This window comes from Pseudomonas serboccidentalis (genome assembly GCF_028830055.1).
In the GTDB taxonomy this organism is placed as follows: Bacteria; Pseudomonadota; Gammaproteobacteria; order Pseudomonadales; family Pseudomonadaceae; genus Aquipseudomonas; species Aquipseudomonas serboccidentalis.
Map to the genome: position 1 here is coordinate 2410193 of NZ_CP101655.1, position 18535 is coordinate 2428727.

Below are 18535 nucleotides of genomic sequence, written 5' to 3' on the forward strand. Positions count from 1 at the left end.
TGCCCGGTCATTCACCTGTTTTTGGAAGGATGTAAACGATGGCGGTACTGCCAGAGCTGCAAGCATTTCTCGAACTCGCCGAGTTCGGCCGACTGACCGGCAAAAGCCGTGCGATGCACGAGCAGACCCCGCAACAGGCGCGCATCGATTTCGAAGCGGCTTCGGGGTTTCTCGATGTTCCGCTGGACCACGTTGCCTGCGAAGATTTCACCATCGCCGCCCGCGATGGTCACCGTCTGGCGGCACGCCTGTACCGCGCCGGGCAGGCCACTGACGGCCTGCAATCGGTGATGCTGTATTTTCACGGTGGCGGCTACGTGGTCGGCAGCCTCGATTCTCACGATGCACTGTGCCGGCGCCTGGCGGCGCAGGGTGGTTTCTCCCTGTTGACGGTGGACTATCGCCTGGCGCCGGAATGGCGTTTCCCGACCCCGGTAGAAGATGCCTGCGATGCCGGCAACTGGCTGGTGCGCGAAGGCGCAGGTCTGGGCCTGGACGCCGCGCGCACGGTGCTGGCCGGTGACAGCGTCGGTGCGACGCTGGCCACCGTGTTGGCGTTGATCGCGGTGCGCGAACCCGAGGAACTGAAGCTGCTGCCCAAGGCGCAGGTTCTGGTCTACCCGGTAACAGACGCCACCTGCCATCGCGCTTCGCATCGTGATTTTGCCGAAGGCTATCTGCTGGAGACCCCGACGCTGGACTGGTTCTACGCGCATTACGCACGCACCCCGGAAGATCTGGCCGACTGGCGCTGCTCGCCGTTGCTGGCGCAGGATCTGTCCGGTGTCGCCCCGGCGCTGGTGTACCTCGCCGGGTATGACCCGCTGCATGACGAAGGCCTGGCCTACGCCGAGCGCCTGCGCGCGGCCGGCAATGACCTGACCCTGCTCGAACAACCGGGCATGACCCACGACTTCCTGCGCATGGCCGGGCTGCTGGGTGAGGTCGAGGCGATCCATAACGAGGTGGCGCAGTGGGTACGCTCACACATCTGACCTGATCTGATCCGGGAACCGCCCTTGCCGAGCCGGCAATGGCGGTTTTTTTTGCCCGGCAGAAAGTCCACGAGACCCACGACGGGGCAAAAAAAATGCCCGCCTCTTTCGAGACGGGCATGGGTGTTTCCGGGGTGAATCAGAAGTTGTACTTGGCGGTGAGTTGCAGGTTGCGTGGCTCGCCGTAGAACGTGGTGTCGAAGTTGCCCAGGCCCGTCAGGTACTTCTTGTCGAAGACGTTGTTGGCGTTGACGGTGAAGCTCAGGTGCTCGTCGTATTCGTACTTGGTCATCAGGTCCACCAGCGAGTAGCCTCCTTGCTTGATGCGCGTGTAGTCGCCGGCCGGTGCGCTGTAGATCTTGCCGTAGAACGCGCTCTGCCAGCTCACGCCGCCACCGACGGTGACCTTGTTCAGCACACCCGGCAGGCGGTAAGTGGTGAACGTGCGGAACACGTGCTCGGGTTTGGTGGTTGACAGCGGGTAGCCGTAGATCCGTTGTTCGTCCTGGTCACGGGTACGGGCGTAGGTGTAGCCGGCCGAGAGGTTCCAGCCTTCTTGCAGTTCACCGGCCAGTTCCAGTTCGACACCGTTGGTGGTGGCGCCGTCGATGGCTTTGTAGATGCCTTCGTTGGTCACCGGGTTGGTGCCGATCGATTCGGCGACGTTGTCCTGCTCGATGCGGAAGAACGCCAGGCTGGCGTTGAGTCGGCCATCGAAGTAGGCGGCCTTCAGACCGGTTTCGTAGGCGTTGCCTTCGACCGGGGCGAGGGTCTTGCCGTCGGTATCCTTGTAGATCTGCGGCTGGTAGATGTTGGTGTAGCTGCCGTACAGCGAGTAGGTGTCGTTGAGGTCATAGACCACACCGGCGTAAGGCGTGACGACGCCGTGTTCCTTGTAGCTGGCATGCGTGTCGGACATGCCGGTGCCGGCGTTATAGGAGTAGTCCTCGTTGTATTTGAAGGTGCTCAGACGGCTGCCGAGGATCACCGATAGGTCGTCGGTCGGGCGCAGGCGCGTGGCGAGGTAGATACCGTTCTGGCTCTGGGTGCGCTCGTATTTGCCGTTCTTCGGGAAATCCTGTTTCGGCAGATGGCTGTTCCAGTCATAGATGCTGCCCGGCACCTGGCTGAAGGCGCTGGTGTCGAACGTCGCACCGGTCTGGCGCGAGTGCGAGGCCATGAAACCGGCCACCAGTTCATGCTCGCGCCCGCCCAGGGTGAACGGGCCGGAGAGGTTGATGTCCGCCGAATCCTGCACGCGGTGACCTTCCCAGCGACCCCAGTAGAGGAACATGCCTTCGCCGGTGGCGCGATCCGGGTTGCCGCCGCTGGCCGAGGCCAGTTGGGTGTCGTGGTCGCTGATTTTCTCGTTGAGGCTGACTTTGAGTTTCCAGTCGTTGGCCAGGGCCTGCTCCAGCGCGGTGAAGTAGGTCACGGAGTCGAAGTCGCGACGGCTCCAGTCGGCGCCCGGGTTGAAGCTGCGCGGGAAGTCGGTACGCCCGCCGTCGGCGAAGTACACCGGGTTGCCGGTCCAGGACGAACCACGCGGGGTCACGCTCTGTCTGTCGATGCCGAAGGTCAGCAGGGTGTCTTCGCTGAGGTCGGCTTCGAGGATGCCGTAGTACACATCCTTTTTCTGCGTGTAGTGATCGATGTAGGAGTTCTTGTCCTGATAGGCGCCGACGAAACGCCCGCGCACCGAACCGCTGTCATTGAGCGGGCCGGAGATATCGCCTTCGGTGCGGTAGTTGTCCCACGAGCCGGCCGTGCCGGTGATCGACGCCTTGAATTCCTTGGTCGGCTTTTTGCGCACCAGGTTGACGGTGGCCGACGGGTCGCCCGAGCCGGTCATCAGGCCCGTGGCGCCCTTGATGATTTCGACGCGGTCGTAGGTGGCCATGTCGACATGGGTCGCCCCCTCGTCGTACACGCCGTCGTAGACGTTGTTGACGCCGTCGTACTGGAAGTTGGTGATGGCAAACCCGCGAGTCGAGTACTCGGTGCGGTCGCTGTCATATTGCTGCACGGAAATGCCGGGAGTGTTGCGCAACACGTCGCCAATGTTCTTTTCGCCACGGTCGTCCATCTGTTGACGGGTGACTACGGTCACCGATTGCGGCGTTTCGCGAATGGTCAGCGGCAGCTTGGTGGCGGTGGTGGTGGCGCCGGTGGTGTAGGCGCCAGTGTCTTCAGTGGTCAGGCCCAGCGTCTGACCGGAAATGGTGGTCGCGCCCAGTTGCAGGGTCGAACCCGCGCCACCGGATACCAGCGTCACGCTGCTGCCATTGATCTGGAAGGAAATTCCGCTGTCCTTGAGCATCGCGGCCAGAGCGTCGGACGGCTCCAGCGAACCGGACACTGCGCGGGATTTGATCCCGGCCACCTGGTCCGGGCTGTAGAGGATCTGCAGGTTGGTCTGCAGGCCCAGTTCGGTCAGCGCGCTGGACAGCGGCTGCACCGCAATATTGACCTTGACCGGTGCCGCGTTGGCCATCGAGCTCCCCAGCAAGGTGGCGGTCAGCAGCACACGGGTCAGCAGGGTTGTATGCAAATTCGGGCGCTGTACGGCCAGCGCGAGAGGTGTGCGGCGTGGAAGAGGGTGCATGACTTGCCTGAGCTCCTGAACGTGTTGTGCAGAGTTTTTGTTAATAGGAATTATTATTAAGACGGAGCGATGGCAAAAAACCGGAAACAAACCCGACAAATAAATCGCTTTCGGGTCGGTTCTGTGCGCTGAAACAGGGGGGGCGCCCTGCGGATCAAGCCGCGAAGGCGTACGGCGGGTGTATCAGGCCGGGGTCAGTTCGCTGAGCACCCGGCCGCGCTCCATGCGCACCAGTTGATCGGCCACATCGAAATAGCGGTCGTCGTGGGAGATCACGATGATGGTTTTGCCCAGGCGCTTGAGGTCCGGCAACAGCTCGGTATAGAAGATGCGGCGGAAGGTCGGGTCCTGATCGGCCGCCCACTCGTCGAACACCAGCACCGGACGCTCCTCCAGCCAGGCATTGACCAGCGCCAGGCGCTTACGCTGGCCGGTGGACAGGTCGGTGGTGGTGAAACTGCCGTCCTTGACGCTGACCTTGTGCGCGATCTCCAGCCGTTGCAGGTATTTGTTGGCGTCTGCCGGGATCTGCATGTCGCCCTGGACCACGTCATCGAACAGGTAGTAGTCGGCAAAAATCGTCGTGAACAACTGGCGGTAGTCATCGCGATTGTGCGCATCGATACCCACGCCGTTGACGCGAATCTCGCCCTGTTGCGGGGTGTAGAGGCCCAGCAGCAATTTGATCAGGGTGGTTTTGCCGCAGCCGTTTTCGCCGACGATGAACGTGATGTCGCCCTGTTTGATCGTCAGGTTGACCGGCCCCAGTTGAAACGGCGCAGCGCCGTCGACGGCCGGGAAGGCGTAACGCACGTCGGCCAGTTCCAGGCTGTGCACGGTCTTGTTGGTCTGGCTCTGATCGCTGAGCAACAGGTGCGCTTCGGGCGTGGAGAATTGCTCGGACAGTTCAGCGATGCGGCGAAAGGCAATCTGCGCGCGGCTGACAATCGGCAGGGTGCTGATCAGATGTTCCAGCGGGCCTTTCATGTACAGCAGCACCAGGACGAAACCGCTCATGACGGTCTTGTCGGCGCTGGGCCAGAAGGTTTGCAGCGCCAGGGCCAGGCCGATGACCACGAAGAACAGCATCGAACCGAAGGTCTTGGCGATCACGAAGGTGTTGATCGAGCGCACCTGGGTGTTGCAGATGAATTCGGCGGTGGCCTTGATCCCCGACACGAACATGCGCTGACGGCGCGGGCGGTGAATGCGCAGTTCCTTGGCGCCCTCGGCAATCGCGTTGTAGTGCTTCTGCAATTCGTCTTCGGCATCGCGCGCGGCCATGAAACCCTGCACGCCCTTGCTCTGGGCGTAGGCCTGGATCGCCGTGCCGATGAGGATCGCCGCGACCATGATCAGGAACATCGGCCACGACAGCAGCGCCAGGTAGCCCATGCACCCCAGGGTCACGGTGACGGAAATCGCCAGCGGTGCGAAAGCGAAGGCGAAGTCGCTGATGGTGTCGACGTCGTGGGTCAGCACCGGGATCAGCCGATGGCTGCGGTAGCGCTCGATCTGTTCGATTGGCGCCGAGAGGACTTTCTCGCCCAGCTGTTTACGCAGTTTGGCGATGATGTGCTGGCCGACGTAATTGGTGCCGATGTCCGAGCAGATCGAACTGGCCAGGGCCAGCAGGCACAGGCCGGCGAACAGTGCGACCACGCCTTGGGTCAGGCCGCTTGGCGAATGCAGGGCGTTGTTGATGGTCGCCAGCAATACCGTGACGCTGAGGCCGCCGACCATGCCCAGAAAAATGGACGCGGCAACGATGAGCCGAAACGGTTTCAACAGGGCGAACAGTTCGCCGATGGCGCCACGGGCAGGCTGGGTCATGGAAGACAGTTCCTTGGGTATAAAGGCAGATACCCAGTAGAACGTCTGGCGGCCGGCTTAATTTAGCCGGGTGCCGACTGGCGGCGACCCGGTAAAAACCTGTGTGCGAGCTTGCTCGCGAAAGCGTTGGGTCAGTCGACAGTGTTGGTGACTGACAGGCCGTATTCGCGAGCAAGCTCGCTCCCACAGGGGGATGTCGGTGTTTGAAAAAATTGCCTCAGAGCTCGCGCACTACGCGAAAGCCCATCCAGTCGCCACGCTCGTTCGGATACTGGCTGTTGCGGTTGCCGGAGCGCGAGAACACCGGCGCTTCGCCCCAGTCGTTGCCGCGAATGCGCACGGCTTCGCAATTGGCTTCCAGCCACGCGCTGCCATCGGCAGGTGCGCCGACGTAGTCCGGGTGTTCGCAGTCTTCGACCCATTCGTAGACGTTGCCGTGCATGTCGTACATGCCAAAGGCATTGGGCGGGTAGCTGCCCACAGGCGAGCTGTAGCTGAAACCGTCCGCCGGGCCGTAAGTGTTGGCGTGCTTGGCGATGCTGTAGGCCTTGCCCTCGTCGAACGGGAAGGGGAACGGACCCTGGGTGCCGCCACGCGCGGCATATTCGCGCTGGGCCTCGCTGACCATGTGGTAGTTCTGCCCGGTTTTTTTCGACAGCCAGGTGACGTAGTTCTTCACGTCGTAGTAGTTCATGCACACCGCCGGTTGCCGAGGCCCCTGCGGGTAGCGCGGCTTGCTGGCGACGCATTCGCGACCGGGGCGGGTATCGCCATTGGCGATGGTCACGCCGCTTTCGCGCACGTAGTTGTCCCATTCACCGGCGGTGATCTGGAAGCGGCTCATGGCGAACGGTTTGGCGAAGGTCACGTCATGCATCGGGCCTTCATCGGGTTCGCGACCGACTTCATCGTCCGGGGTGCCCATGCTGAAGGTGCCGGCCGGTAACACGACCATTTCCGGGCAGTCCTTGCAGTCCTTGAACACTTTGCCCGGCGTGGGCGGTGTGGCGGCCAGCGCGGCACTCGGCAGCAGGCTGCCGAGCAGGGCCGTGAGGGCCAGGGCCTTGAGTGCACCGGCGCCAGTGGTGGGGGACAACAGATCACGTTTCATGAGTCATCTCGATTAAAGGAAAGCGGGGCGCTTCACAGGTGCTTGTGCAGCACAGCCATGAAACGCTCGATGTCGTTTTCACTGTTGAGCAGGCCCGGGGCGATGCGGATTACCGGGCCGACATCGCGGTCTACCGCATCGCACACCACGCGGTCGGCCATCAGTTGCGCGGCGACCTGATCGCAGTCGCGGCCCTTGATCCGGAAGAAGGTGAAACCGGATGACAGTGCCGCGCTACGTGGTGTCACCAACTCGATGGCGGGCTGTTCCAGCAAGCGGTTTTTCGCGTAGGTGTTGAGGCTGTGGATGCGCGATTGCACCTCGTTCTTGCCCAGCTCCAGGTGCAGCTTGAACGCTTCGTCCAGCGCCCAGCGGTGTTCGAAGCTGTGGTAACCGCCCGGGGTCATGGTGGTCGAGAACGTGGTGGCTTCAGAAAAGGTCGGGATGATCGGGGTGACGTCCTTGAGCTCGCTGGCGCGCGCGCAGATGATCCCGGTGCCACGCGGGCCGAACATCCATTTGTGGGTACCGGCAATAAAGAAATCGCAATGCATGTCGGGGAAGTCGAGGTCTTCGACGCCAAAGCCGTGCACACCGTCGACCACGTAGAGGATGCGGTCCTTGTCGTCACGCTGGCGGTTGTGGTGTTCGACCAGTTTGCCGATCTCGCCGATCGGCAGTTTCACGCCGCTGCCGGACTGTACCCAGGTCATGCCCAGCACGCGGGTTTCGGGGCGGATGCCGCGATCGATGCCGCTCAGCACTTCGTCGACCGAGATCGTTGCGCTGTTCTCGAACAGCTTGAGCTTGCGCACCTTGACCCCGTCGCGCTGCTGGCGGTAGCCGAGGGTGTAGTGGGTCGAATAGTGCTCATGCTCAGTGGTGAGGATTTCCTGTCCCGGACGCACGTGAATGCCGCCGTAGATCAGCGCCAGGCCTTCGGTGGTGCTGCCGGTCAGGGCGATCTGTTCGGGTCTGGCCTTGAGGTAGCGACCGGCCCACTCGCGCACGATCTGTTCACGCTTTTCGGTCTCGCCCAGGTCCCAGTCCATCGCCCGGCCGGGGTTGCGATCCAGCGTGGCGCGATGGCGCTCGATGGCTTCGCGCACCGGTCTTGGGTGCGAGGTCACGAGGAAGTTGGCGAAGTGCAGGTAGTCCGGATCCTGGTCGAACAACTGGCGCAGTTGCACCCATTTGTCTGCCGAGACCGGTTGCGGGCTGGCGGCCCGCGTCGGCAGGTTCACGGCGGCGCCCAATGGCAGGCCGGCGGCCAGAATCCCGGCCTGCTTGAGGAAAGAACGGCGGTTGGTCATGAAGTCGGTTCGCTTGTTCAAAAGGGCGTCAGTGGCTGGCCACGGGTTTTGACGACTGCTGCACCTGTTCCCAGACCCGCAGGAAGTTGCCGCCCCACAATTTCGCGATGTCGGCTTCGCTGTAGCCACGGGAGATCAGTTCGGCGGTCACGTTGCGGGTCTCGCTGACGTCCTTCCAGCCGTCGATGCCGCCGCCGTCGTTGAAGTCGGAGCTGATGCCGACGTGGTCGATGCCGATTTTCTTCACGGCGTAATCGATGGCGTCGCCCAGGTCCTTGAGGGTGGCTTTCGGTTCTTCGTCGACAATCCCGTAGAGCTGACTGGCGTACTCGCCAAAGCGCTGTTCGGGCCACACGGTGATGACCGGATCGCCGGGCATCAGCGCCATCTCCAGACCTTGCAGCGGTTGCAGGTCGAATTTGGCGCGCAGGGCGTTGAGCTTGTCCTGGGTGTGCTGGCTCAGCGGTCGCAGGTAGGTCGGGAAGCCGACAATCTGCACCACGCCGCCGCTGTTCTTGATCAACTGCATTTCCTGATCGCTGATGTTGCGCGGAATGTCCACCAGGGCCCGAGGTGCCGAATGCGAGGCGATGATCGGCGCCCGGCTCAGTTGCGCAACTTGCTCCAGGGCCTTGGTCGACATCTGCGACACGTCGATGATCACCCCCAGGTCGTTAAGCCGGTGCACCGCCTGCTTGCCGATCTCCGACAGCCCGCCGAGGGCGTCGCGGGTGTCATTGAAAAACGGCAGCGGTCGCGACGAGTCGGCCCAGGCGTTGTTGCCCACGTAGCTGAAGCCGAACATGCGCATGCCGCGTGCGGCCCACTGATCGAGGGCGTTGAGGTCGTTGCCCAGCGGGTAGGCGTTGAGCATGCTCATGAAGATCGCGAACTTGCCTTCGCCGTGCAGACGCCGGAAGTCGTCCGGGGTATAGGCGATGGCCACCTGATTGGGGAAGTCGCGCACCAGCGTGGTGATGATCTTGTAGCGGGTTTCCTGTTCGAAGCGCGCTTCCTCGACGAAGCCGGCGGTGGGCCGGTGCGGGGCGTTGGCGCCGTTCCAGATTTCCGGCCAGCCGAAGATCGTCAGCGCTGCACCGGAAAGCCGGCCCCGGGCGGCCTTGACCAGGTCGAACTGGCCGCTGCCGTCCTTGTCGGCCTCGTTGCCGGCGGTGCCGAAATCCAGCGGCACGGTGATGTGGCTGTCGAAGGAAATAATCCGCTCCTGCAACTCGTCGGCCTGCTTCATGACGTTGGCCGGGTAGCCGGGGTTGTCCTTGAACCAGTGCTCCCAGACCGCAAAGCCTGCTGCGGCGCTGATCGCCAGGGCCAGCGGCAGGCCGATGTAAAGAGCCTTTTTCGAACGTGGTTTTGTCATTGCCATCTCAGTCAGGTTCGCCGTCGAGGTGCAGGCACGAGGGCCTTCGCTATCTGGGTGGAACGACTGGGCAGCCGTGGAATTTAGCTGCTCGGGAAAAGATCGCAGCCTGCCGTTACACGCCGACCCCTGTAGGCGCTAGAGAAGGCTGCGATCTTTTCCGTCACGCATAAATTTGCCGTCGTAATAAACGTTCTAGCTTGGATAAAGCCTGCTTCATGGCTGACACAGGTAGGGCAATGACGATTTCTCGACGATGGTTCATGGCGGGGCTGGCACTGACCGGCGCCGCCGTGCCTGCAGCGTATTTTGGGCATCGTGAATGGACGAAGCCGGACCCGACGATCACCCCCGGCGAAGCCTCGTTCGACGTCGCGGATGTGGCCGGTCAGCGTCTGGCCGATACTCTGCGGGGTGTCTGGCAGATCCGTTTCGAGGGGCGTGATGCGGGCATTGCCGGGTTGCCGAAAGACGGCCTGGAAGTGTTTCTCGACATCGCCCACAAAGGTCGCGGGGTGATCGGGTTTCTCGACACCGCCGAACGCCTGCGCTCGCCTGAGCCGCCGCGCTACCGGGTGCTCGCCGATCTGGCCGATGTCAGCGCCGCGCAACTGAGCTGGCGGCTGGTCAGCAGCACGGCGGCCGATGGCGCTCCCGACTATGAATTCAGCCTGCGCCTGGATGAGGTCTGGGCCGGTTTCGGCAATGCCGGCAGCGGCAGCCTCAGCGGGCGGGTGTTGAATCTGGATCGGCCATTGATGTTGCCGGCCCAGGACAATCGCTTTGTTGCGGTCAAGCGGGTGTTCCCCGAAGCCCGCGAGCGCATCGGCCTCAACCCGACGCTGCTGGCGTGGCTGATCTCCCCAGAGCACCGTTTGTTCCACCAGCTCTGGCACGCCTCGCGGGACAAGTGGCACACCTTGTCCGAGGACAAGCGCGGCGCCCTGCGCGGCATCGGCTGGCAGCCCGGCCCCCACGACAAGGAGCGTGACGCTCGCGGCCCAAAAAAGGACCGCAACGGATCCGGGATCGATTTCTTTTTCATGCACCGGCACATGCTGGGCACGGCGCGGTCGATGCAGGACTTGCCGTCGTGGCAGCACTTCCCGTTGCCACAGCCGGAGCTGATCCGCGATCGTCAGGGCTTTGCCGCCTATTTCGACAACCACGACGGCACTTCGCTGCCGCCGACTTGGCTGGCCGAAGAGGATGACGAGTACTCGCAATGGGTCAGCGACATCAAGACCGCCGAGACCTATCACAGCAACTTCCTGGTCTGGGAATCGCGTTACCGCGACCCGCGCTATCTGGCGAAGCTGACATTGGGGCAGTTCGGTTCCGAGGTCGAGCTGGGGCTGCACGACTGGCTGCACATGCGCTGGGCGTCGGTGCCACGCGATCCGTCCAACGGGGAGCCGGTGCCGTTTGCTCGCGACCCGGCGGACTTTGCCGCACGCTGGTACGCCGCTGAAAACGACTTTCTCGGCGACCCGTTTTCTTCGCACGTCAACCCGGTGTTCTGGGCGTTCCATGGCTGGATCGATGATCGTCTGGAAGACTGGTTCCGCGCCCACGAGCGGTTTCATCCGGGGGAGGTCACGCGCCTGCAGGTCAATGGCGTGCCGTGGTTTGCCTCAGGGCGCTGGGTCGAGGTCAATGACCCGTGGCTCGGTCCGATCACCCATGGCTGCAGCACCGTGCCGGGTTTGCAGGTGGGCAAGTCGGTGGAGATGGACCCGGAGACCATGAAACTGGCGCTGCGCATCACCTTCAGCGATGACGAGAACAAGCTCTCGGAGCTGTTGCGAAAAGTGCCGAAACGACCATGGTATGCGCGGCACCTGAAGGCCAAACGGACACCGGCCTGAGACCGCGTCATCGTTCATTCGCGAGCAAGCTCGCTCCCACAGTGGATGTGTGAACAACACAGGTCAAATGTGGGAGCGAGCTTGCTCGCGAAAGCGGTGGCTCATTCAAAGATGCTTCGCCTGACACGGCCCAATCGTTGGCAAGTGATTACCGGCTCGCTGTCTGCCAACCACCACCAAGGGCCTTGTACAGGGCAATACTCGCTTGCAGTCGCGACAGGCGCAGTTGCACGTTGAGGTCCTGCGCGGCATACAGGGTGCGCTGGGTTTCCAGTACGGTCAGCAGGTCTTCGGCGCCAGCCTGGTAACGGCTCTGGGCAATGTCGAATGCGGTCTGCGCCTGATTCAGCTCTTCGCTTTGCCATTGCCGTTGCGCGTCGAGGCCGCGAATACTGTTCAGGGCTTTTTCCACATCGGCGAAACCATTGATGATCGTCCCGCGATAGTTCTCCAGCAGTTCCTGCTGGCGCGCGGAGGCCTTGTCGCGCTCGGCACTCAGGCGACCATTGTTGAAGATCGGTGCGACCAGGCCGGCCGTGAGGTTGTAGAACGGGCTGCGGAGCAACTGGTCGAACTGGTCGGCGCCCGAGCCGAGTTGGGCGGTGAGGGTCAGGTTCGGCAGCATCGCCGCGCGGGCGACTTTGACGTCGGCCTCGGCCGCTGCCAGTTGCGCTTCGACGCGGGCGATGTCCGGGCGGCGGCTGAGCAGGTCGCTGGGCACGCCGCTGGAAATCTGTGGCCACTGCAACCGATCGAACGCTTCCTGGCTGACCGACAGTTGCTGCACCGGTCGACCGAGCAGGGCAGCAAGGCTGATCAGGGCTTCCTGGGCCTGTTGCTGCACCAGCGGCAATTGCCGTTGCTGCGCGGCCACCAGACTTTTCTGCTGGGCCAGTTCCAGAGCGGTGGTCGAGCCGGCGTCGTAACGCGTTTGCACCAGTTGCAGCACGCTTTGCGCGTTGCCCAGATTCAGCGCGGCAATGCGCGCCTGCTCACGCAGCGACAGGGTTTGTGCATAAGTGCTGGCGACCCCGCTGAGCAACGTCAGCTCGACGGTGGCGCGATCGAATTCGCTGGCCTGCAGGGCAAATTGTGCACTGTCGCGCGATGCGCGTTTGCCGCCCCAGAAGTCGACTTCGTAGCTGGCGCTCAGGCTGGTGTCGAAATAGTCCACCGCCTGATTGCTGCTGTCGGCGTCCAGTTGGCTATAGCCGCTGCCGCGCAGCAGTTTCTGCCGATTGGCGTTGAAGCCGGCCTTGACCTCCGGCAGTTGCGAGCCGCCGGCAATCACCGTACTGGCCTGTGCCTGACGCACGCGGGCGACGGCGGCGGCGAGGTCGAAACTGCTCAGGCGCGCCTGTTCGATCAGGCGATCGAGTTCGGGGCTGCCGAACTGCGTCCACCACTGCGGATCGATGCGTGCGACGCTCGCCGCCTGGGGTGATTGCCAGGTGGCCGGCGCTTGCACGCCACTGTCCGGACGCTGAACGGGATTGGCGCAGGCGCTGAGGAGCAGGCACACGGTCAACAGGCTGAGGCGCGGTTTCATAGATCGATCATTCACTGGTAAGGGCCGTGACCGGGTCGAGCCGGGCAGCTTTGCGGGCAGGCATGAAGCCGAAGACAACACCGGTCACCAGGGCGCAACCGAACGCACCGAGCACCGCCATCAGCGAGAACGCCACGGCGACTTCGCTGAGGATCAGCACGCCGCCGACGATCAGCGCCAGGGCGATGCCGGCAATCCCGCCGACCACCGAAAGCATCACCGCTTCGGTGAGGAACTGACGCAGGATGTCACGCTGGCGGGCGCCGGTGGCCATGCGAATGCCGATTTCGCGGGTCCGTTCGCGCACGGTCATGAGCATGATGTTCATCACGCCGATGCCGCCGACCAGCAGCGAAATCGCGGCGATCGAACCGAGCATCAGCGACAGGGTGTTCTGGGTGCGCGCCTCGGCCTGGATCATCGCGGCGTTGTTGGTCAGTTCGAAATCTTTCTTGCCATTGTGCAGGCGCAGCATCATGCGTTCGATGGCCTGCTCGGTCTCCTTGACCTTGCGTGCGTCGGCGGCGGCGATGGCCACGTACTCGGGGTTGTAAGTGCCGAAGAGGCGCGTGCTGGCGGCGGAGTAGGGCACGGCGATGCGGTCGTCACTGTCGGAATCGCCGGAGCTGGCGCCTTTTTCGGCGAGCACGCCGACCACTTGAAACGGCACGTTCTCGATCAGGATGTACTGGCCGATGGGGTTGGCGACATCCTTGAGCAGCTTGGTCCGGACCTTGTGCCCGATCACTGCCACGGCGGCGCCGGCGGCTTCATCGGCGGCCGTGAAGTAGCTGCCTTCGGCCACCGGCCAGTTGAATATTTTCGGGAAATGGGTGTCGTTGCCGCCGACATAACTGTTGTGGTCGAGGTTGCCGAAACGCACCACCGCTTCGGCACCGTTGACCGGCATGATCTGCTTGATCAGCGGCAGGGTCGCGAGCACGGCCAGATCGTCCAGGGTAACGATGCCCTGGGGCGCACGTGGATGCGGGGAAGCGCCGCTGAGGTAAATGATGTTCGAACCGAACGCGCCCATTTGCGCCATCACCTGGCGTTTGCTGCCTTCGCCGACGGCCAGCATCACCACCACCGACGCCACGCCGATGATGATTCCGAGCAGGGTCAGCGCGGTGCGAAAACGGTTGATCCACATCACGCGCCATGCCGCGTGCAAGGCGTCGACCAATTCGCCTTTCCATGCGCCGGTGGCTTCGGCGCCCTCGGCCAGACGCTTGCGCAGGTCGACCGCTTGCAGGGCGCCGGGGTTGGCGCTGGTTTGTGCTGCGGGATTGTCCCGGGCACTGTCGCTGATGATCAGGCCGTCGCGAATTTCGATGATGCGTTTGGCCCGGGCCGCGACTTCGCGGTCGTGGGTGATGAGGATCACCACGTGGCCCTGGCTTGCCAGTTCGTCGAGCAGCGCCATCACCTCTTTGCCGCTGTGGCTGTCGAGGGCGCCAGTGGGTTCGTCGGCGAGAATGATGTGGCCGCCGTTCATCAAGGCCCGAGCAATCGACACCCGTTGCTGCTGGCCGCCGGACAACTGATGCGGGCGGTTGCCGGTACGCGAGGCCAGACCGAGACGGTCGAGCAGGGCGACGGCGCGGGCGTGGCGTTCGGCGGCCGGGGTGCCGGCATAGATCGCCGGCATCTCGACGTTTTCCTGGGCTGAGCCGGACGGAATCAGGTGATAGCCCTGAAACACGAAACCGAAGGCTTCGCGGCGCAGCCAGGCCAGTTCGTCGCTGTCGAGGCCGGCGACGTTTTCCCCGGCAAAGCGGTACTCGCCGGACGTCGGCCGGTCAAGGCAGCCGAGGATGTTCATCAGGGTCGATTTGCCGGAGCCGGAAGCACCGACAATCGCCACGAATTCGCCGGCGTGGATCGACAGGTCGATGCCGCGCAGCACGTGAACCTCGGGGGCGTCGCCGCCACCGTAGGATTTGCGGATGTCTTGCAGGTCGATCAGAGGCGTTTGCATTCAGCCCCCGTTGCCGTCGGCCGGGCCGATCAGCAGGTGATCGCCTTCGTTGAGACCGTCGACAATCTGCACCTTGAGCCGATCGCTGATCCCGGTGCGCACCTCGCGCTGCTGGATGGCGCCGTTGGCCGCGACCACCTGCGCGGTCTGCAGGTTGGCCGTGGTGCTGCCCTGCAAGGCGGCGACCGGCGCGGTGAGCACATCCTTGGCCTGGTCGGCGACGAAAAATACCTGGGTGGTCATCTCCGCCATCAAGGCGTTGTCGGCGTTATCGACGTCGAGCAGCACGGTGTACAACACCACCCGCGCGCTCCCGCTTTTGCTGGTGCTGGCAGGGCTGCCACCGCCCTGACTGGTCTGGTCCAGTGGCTTGGGCGGCACCGGCAGAATCTGCCGCACGGTGCTGCTCCAGCGTCGCTGACCGCCGCTGAGGGTGGTGAAGTAGGCGGTCATGCCCGGTTTGACGTGACCGATGTCGGCCTCGGAAACCTCAGCCCACACCGTCATCGGCGACAGTTTGGCGATGCGCAGGATCAGCGGTGTCTGCTGTTGCGCGTTGAGGGTCTGGCCTTCGCGGGCGTCGAGGGCAACCACGGTGCCGGCCATCGGCGCGTAGATCCGCGTGTAACCGAGTTCGGCCTGATCGCTGCGCAGGCTGGCCTCGGCCTGGCGGATCTGCGCCTGGAACATGTCGATGCGCGCCTGGGTGGCTTTCACTTCGGCGCGGGCGGTCTGCACGTCTTCTTCGCGGGTGGCGCCGCCGGCGGCCAGATGCTGCTGGCGCTGATACTTCTGTTGCGCCAGTTCATGCTGGGCACGCTGCTCCTGCAGTTGCGCCTTGAGGTTTTCGATGGAGAAACGCCCGGCGTCGAGTTTGGCCTTTTGCGTGGACGGATCGATTTCCACCAGCAACTGGCCTTCCTTGACCACATCGCCGACTTCCACGTGGATCTTCTGGATCTGCCCGGAGGCCTGCGCCCCGACATCCACGTAACGTCGCGGTTGCAGGGTGCCCAGCGCGGTGACGCTGCTTTCGATGTCGCCACGGGTGACTTGCACGGTGGCGAAGCGGTCGCGGCCCGGCGGCATGATTTGCCACGCGGCGTAGGCAACAACGGGAATCAGACAAAGAACTACGAGCAGCGCGCGTCGGGCGGGGCGGGGACGTTTCATGCAGGGTTCCGGCCAGTGAAATTCGGCCCGTCGTTCGGCTGCGCGTACAAGCGGACAGCCGCTGAACGCTGTCGCAGGGCGCGACAGACACGGGGAGCTGTCCTGTAAACGATGAGCGCGGAAGGGAATTTAAGCGAAGACACAGGATGTTACAGGTATAGAACGGCACTATTTGGCAGGCAACGACAAACGCCACTTTAAATCTATATGAGAATTACTATAAATTACGCACCTCAAGTTGCCACTATCTTGCTACCCGTGTTTGCGGGGCCGTCGATCAGTGTGCTCAAGGATCGAATCCGCATCGAAGCGGCCGGGAGTCATGTTGGAAAACTACTATCGCGAGCTGGTGTGTTTCCTGAACGCCAAGCTGGGCAACCGTCAGGTCGCCGAAGATGTGGTGCATGACGCTTATGTGCGGGTGCTGGAACGCTCCAGCGACACACCCATCGAGCAACCCCGGGCCTTTCTCTATCGCACGGCGTTGAATCTGGTCATCGACGATCATCGGCGTAACGCCTTGCGTCAGGTCGAACCGCTGGAAGTGCTCGACAGCGAAGAGCGCTATTTCACCCCGTCGCCCCACGGCACCCTCGATCACGGCCAGCGCCTGGAGATGCTCCAGCGCGCATTGGCAGAACTGGCGCCGCTGTGTCGCGACAGTTTTCTGCTGCGCAAGATCGAAGGCCTGTCGCACCCGCAGATCGCTGAACATCTGGGCATTTCCAAGGCGCTGGTGGAAAAACACATCGTCAATGCGATGAAACATTGCCGCCTGCGCATCAAACAATGGGATGCCCATTGAGCCGGCTGCGTTAAATTTTATTTCACTGTCCTCGTTCCTACTCAACAGACGACCTGCTGTCCTGCTCAAGGCCGGTCAGGTCACTTAGGCTCTCCTTGCCCCTTGTTGAGGGGTTCATCCAGAGGACACTGGAAATGACTCAGGCAATTGCATCGCCCATCGTTCACGACCTGATCGGCGTCGGTTTCGGCCCTTCGAACCTGGCGCTGGCCATCGCTCTGCAAGAGCGCGGCCCGACCCACGGCGAGCTGGATGTGCTGTTCCTCGACAAGCAGGCCGACTACAGCTGGCATGGCAACACCCTGTCGACCCAAAGCGAATTGCAGATTTCCTTCCTCAAGGACCTGGTGACCCTGCGCAACCCGACCAGCCCGTACTCGTTCGTCAACTACCTGAAGGCCCACGGCCGCCTGGTCGACTTCATCAACCTCGGCACCTTCTACCCGTGCCGCATGGAGTACAACGACTACCTGCGCTGGGTCGCCGGGCAGTTCACCGAGCAGAGCCGCTACGGCGAAGAAGTGCTGACCATCGAGCCGGTGCTGCACAACCATCAGGTTGAAGCGCTGCGTGTGATCTCCCGTGATACCGACGGCCAGCAGTTCGTGCGCACCGCGCGTTCGGTGGTGGTCAGCGCCGGCGGCACGCCGCGTATTCCCGAAGCGTTCAAGGCGCTCAAGGGTGACAGCCGCGTGTTCCACCACTCGCAGTACCTGTCGCAGATGGCCAAACAGCCGTGTGTGAACAATCAACCGATGAGCATCGCGATCATCGGCGGCGGGCAGAGCGCGGCGGAAGCGTTCATCGATCTGAACGATTCGTTCCCGTCGGTGCAGGTCGACATGATCCTGCGCGGCTCGGCCCTCAAGCCTGCGGACGACAGCCCGTTCGTCAACGAAGTGTTCTCGCCGGAGTTCACCGATCTGGTGTTCCAGCAAAACAGCGCCGAGCGTGAGCGCCTGGTCAACGAGTACCACAATACCAACTACTCGGTGGTGGACATCGACCTGATCGAACGCATCTACGGCATCTTCTATCGCCAGAAAGTTTCGGGCATTGCCCGTCATGCGTTCCGCACCCTGACCACCGTCGAGAGCGCCACCGCCACCGAGCGCGGCATCGAACTGGCGGTGCGCAACAACGCCACCGGCGAAGTCACTGTGCGTCTCTACGACGCCGTGGTGCTGGCCACCGGTTACGAGCGCCAGATGCACCGCAAACTGCTGGCACCGCTGGAAGAATACCTGGGCGACTTCGAGGTCGATCGCAACTACAAACTGATCACCGACGAACGCTGCAAGGCCGGTCTGTACATGCAGGGTTTTTGCCAGGCCAGCCACGGCCTGAGCGACACGCTGCTGTCGGTGTTGCCGGTGCGTGCCGACGAGATTGCCGGCTCGCTGTATGAGCATGGCAAGCATCGTGGGCATCGTTCGATGGCGGATTTGTTGTTGGCGACTGCCAGCTGAATCTGGGTTGCCTGTAATACCGCTATCGCGAGCAGGCTCACGCCTACAATGTTCTGTGCACGCAGGACAAATGTAGGTGTGAGCCTGCTCGCGATGGGGTCATCAAGAATGCTAAAAATCTGAATCCTGAACCCTTCCTGAACATCCCCGACATTCCCCGACACACCTCCTTTTCCGGGTTTACTCTCAAATCATCGAGGCGTAAGCTTCGCGCGTTTTCATCAATAGCGGAGACCCACAGTGGGTACTTGTTCGAGTGACAGTTGTCGGCCGGTCTCGGTAACCGGCAGATTCTCGGCAAGATAACGCGCAGCCTTTCTCTGCCGTTGTCTCGCCGAAAAGCGAGCAGCGGCATCCCGATCATGGTCAGTTGAGACCATGTCCCGACGTCCTTCTCATCGACACTGAAATAGTGTGCTTTCGACCCTAGGGTCGTTATCGCAACTCTATCGACA

General features: G+C 62.7%; 12 protein-coding genes. 4 read left to right on the forward strand and 8 right to left on the reverse strand.

All coding sequences use genetic code 11. The features are described 5' to 3' along the window. Window positions 1-38: 38 nt before the first annotated feature. Window positions 39-995, forward strand: a complete 957-nt coding sequence (locus tag NN484_RS11025) for an alpha/beta hydrolase (protein ID WP_274659097.1) — start codon at window positions 39-41, stop codon at window positions 993-995. Between the two features lie 139 nt (window positions 996-1134). Here the strand turns inward: NN484_RS11025 and NN484_RS11030 are convergent, their stop codons facing one another. The 5 genes from NN484_RS11030 to pvdM all read right to left on the reverse strand — a co-directional run bounded on the left by NN484_RS11030 (window position 1135) and on the right by pvdM (window position 9235). Continuing rightward, entirely contained in the window at window positions 1135-3600 is a 2466-nt protein-coding gene (locus NN484_RS11030) for a TonB-dependent siderophore receptor (protein ID WP_127652149.1), read from the reverse strand. A gap of 183 nt (window positions 3601-3783) precedes the next feature. Continuing rightward, entirely contained in the window at window positions 3784-5433 is a 1650-nt protein-coding gene (locus NN484_RS11035; protein ID WP_215501045.1) for a cyclic peptide export ABC transporter, read from the reverse strand. A 217-nt stretch (window positions 5434-5650) separates the two neighbouring features. Beyond that, a complete protein-coding gene (gene pvdO, locus NN484_RS11040) occupies window positions 5651-6544 on the reverse strand; it encodes a dihydropyoverdine dehydrogenase (RefSeq protein ID WP_215501044.1) in 894 nt (297 codons plus the stop codon). A gap of 32 nt (window positions 6545-6576) precedes the next feature. Then, window positions 6577-7857 (reverse strand): pyoverdine-tailoring periplasmic protein PvdN, encoded by a 1281-nt coding sequence (pvdN, locus tag NN484_RS11045; protein WP_274659292.1) that lies wholly within the window; start codon window positions 7855-7857, stop codon window positions 6577-6579. A gap of 28 nt (window positions 7858-7885) precedes the next feature. Next, on the reverse strand, window positions 7886-9235 hold the full coding sequence (gene pvdM / locus NN484_RS11050) for a pyoverdine-tailoring dipeptidase-like protein PvdM (protein ID WP_274659098.1): 1350 nt from the start codon (window positions 9233-9235) through the stop codon (window positions 7886-7888). A gap of 239 nt (window positions 9236-9474) precedes the next feature. Between pvdM and pvdP the strand changes: the two genes are divergently transcribed. After that, window positions 9475-11103: a pyoverdine maturation tyrosinase PvdP gene (gene pvdP / locus NN484_RS11055; protein ID WP_274659099.1), complete on the forward strand. Its 1629-nt coding sequence runs from the start codon at window positions 9475-9477 to the stop codon at window positions 11101-11103. Between the two features lie 148 nt (window positions 11104-11251). On the opposite strand, the gene NN484_RS11060 is transcribed toward pvdP, so the two are convergent. Genes NN484_RS11060 through NN484_RS11070 form a run of 3 tightly spaced genes read right to left on the reverse strand, consistent with a single transcriptional unit; the run spans window position 11252 to window position 15806 of the window. Beyond that, window positions 11252-12652, reverse strand: a complete 1401-nt coding sequence (locus NN484_RS11060) for an efflux transporter outer membrane subunit (protein ID WP_274659100.1) — start codon at window positions 12650-12652, stop codon at window positions 11252-11254. A 7-nt stretch (window positions 12653-12659) separates the two neighbouring features. After that, on the reverse strand, window positions 12660-14633 hold the full coding sequence (locus NN484_RS11065; protein ID WP_127652143.1) for a MacB family efflux pump subunit: 1974 nt from the start codon (window positions 14631-14633) through the stop codon (window positions 12660-12662). Then, window positions 14634-15806 (reverse strand): efflux RND transporter periplasmic adaptor subunit, encoded by a 1173-nt coding sequence (locus NN484_RS11070; RefSeq protein ID WP_274659101.1) that lies wholly within the window; start codon window positions 15804-15806, stop codon window positions 14634-14636. Between the two features lie 322 nt (window positions 15807-16128). Between NN484_RS11070 and NN484_RS11075 the strand changes: the two genes are divergently transcribed. After that, complete coding sequence (locus NN484_RS11075; RefSeq protein ID WP_127652141.1) at window positions 16129-16611, forward strand: sigma-70 family RNA polymerase sigma factor; 483 nt, start codon at window positions 16129-16131, stop codon at window positions 16609-16611. A gap of 134 nt (window positions 16612-16745) precedes the next feature. Further along, on the forward strand, window positions 16746-18080 hold the full coding sequence (locus tag NN484_RS11080) for a lysine N(6)-hydroxylase/L-ornithine N(5)-oxygenase family protein (protein ID WP_127652140.1): 1335 nt from the start codon (window positions 16746-16748) through the stop codon (window positions 18078-18080). Window positions 18081-18535: the final 455 nt, after the last annotated feature.

What these genes read in the sequence shown, in the direction of transcription:
- NN484_RS11025 (WP_274659097.1), top strand. Translation starts at nt 39, where the DNA reads ATGGCGGTACTGCCAGAGCTGCAAGCATTTCTCGAACTCGCCGAGTTC.
- NN484_RS11030 (WP_127652149.1), bottom strand. Translation starts at nt 3,600, where the DNA reads ATGCACCCTCTTCCACGCCGCACACCTCTCGCGCTGGCCGTACAGCGC.
- NN484_RS11035 (WP_215501045.1), bottom strand. Translation starts at nt 5,433, where the DNA reads ATGACCCAGCCTGCCCGTGGCGCCATCGGCGAACTGTTCGCCCTGTTG.
- pvdO (WP_215501044.1), bottom strand. Translation starts at nt 6,544, where the DNA reads ATGAAACGTGATCTGTTGTCCCCCACCACTGGCGCCGGTGCACTCAAG.
- pvdN (WP_274659292.1), bottom strand. Translation starts at nt 7,857, where the DNA reads ATGACCAACCGCCGTTCTTTCCTCAAGCAGGCCGGGATTCTGGCCGCC.
- pvdM (WP_274659098.1), bottom strand. Translation starts at nt 9,235, where the DNA reads ATGACAAAACCACGTTCGAAAAAGGCTCTTTACATCGGCCTGCCGCTG.
- pvdP (WP_274659099.1), top strand. Translation starts at nt 9,475, where the DNA reads ATGACGATTTCTCGACGATGGTTCATGGCGGGGCTGGCACTGACCGGC.
- NN484_RS11060 (WP_274659100.1), bottom strand. Translation starts at nt 12,652, where the DNA reads ATGAAACCGCGCCTCAGCCTGTTGACCGTGTGCCTGCTCCTCAGCGCC.
- NN484_RS11065 (WP_127652143.1), bottom strand. Translation starts at nt 14,633, where the DNA reads ATGCAAACGCCTCTGATCGACCTGCAAGACATCCGCAAATCCTACGGT.
- NN484_RS11070 (WP_274659101.1), bottom strand. Translation starts at nt 15,806, where the DNA reads ATGAAACGTCCCCGCCCCGCCCGACGCGCGCTGCTCGTAGTTCTTTGT.
- NN484_RS11075 (WP_127652141.1), top strand. Translation starts at nt 16,129, where the DNA reads ATGTTGGAAAACTACTATCGCGAGCTGGTGTGTTTCCTGAACGCCAAG.
- NN484_RS11080 (WP_127652140.1), top strand. Translation starts at nt 16,746, where the DNA reads ATGACTCAGGCAATTGCATCGCCCATCGTTCACGACCTGATCGGCGTC.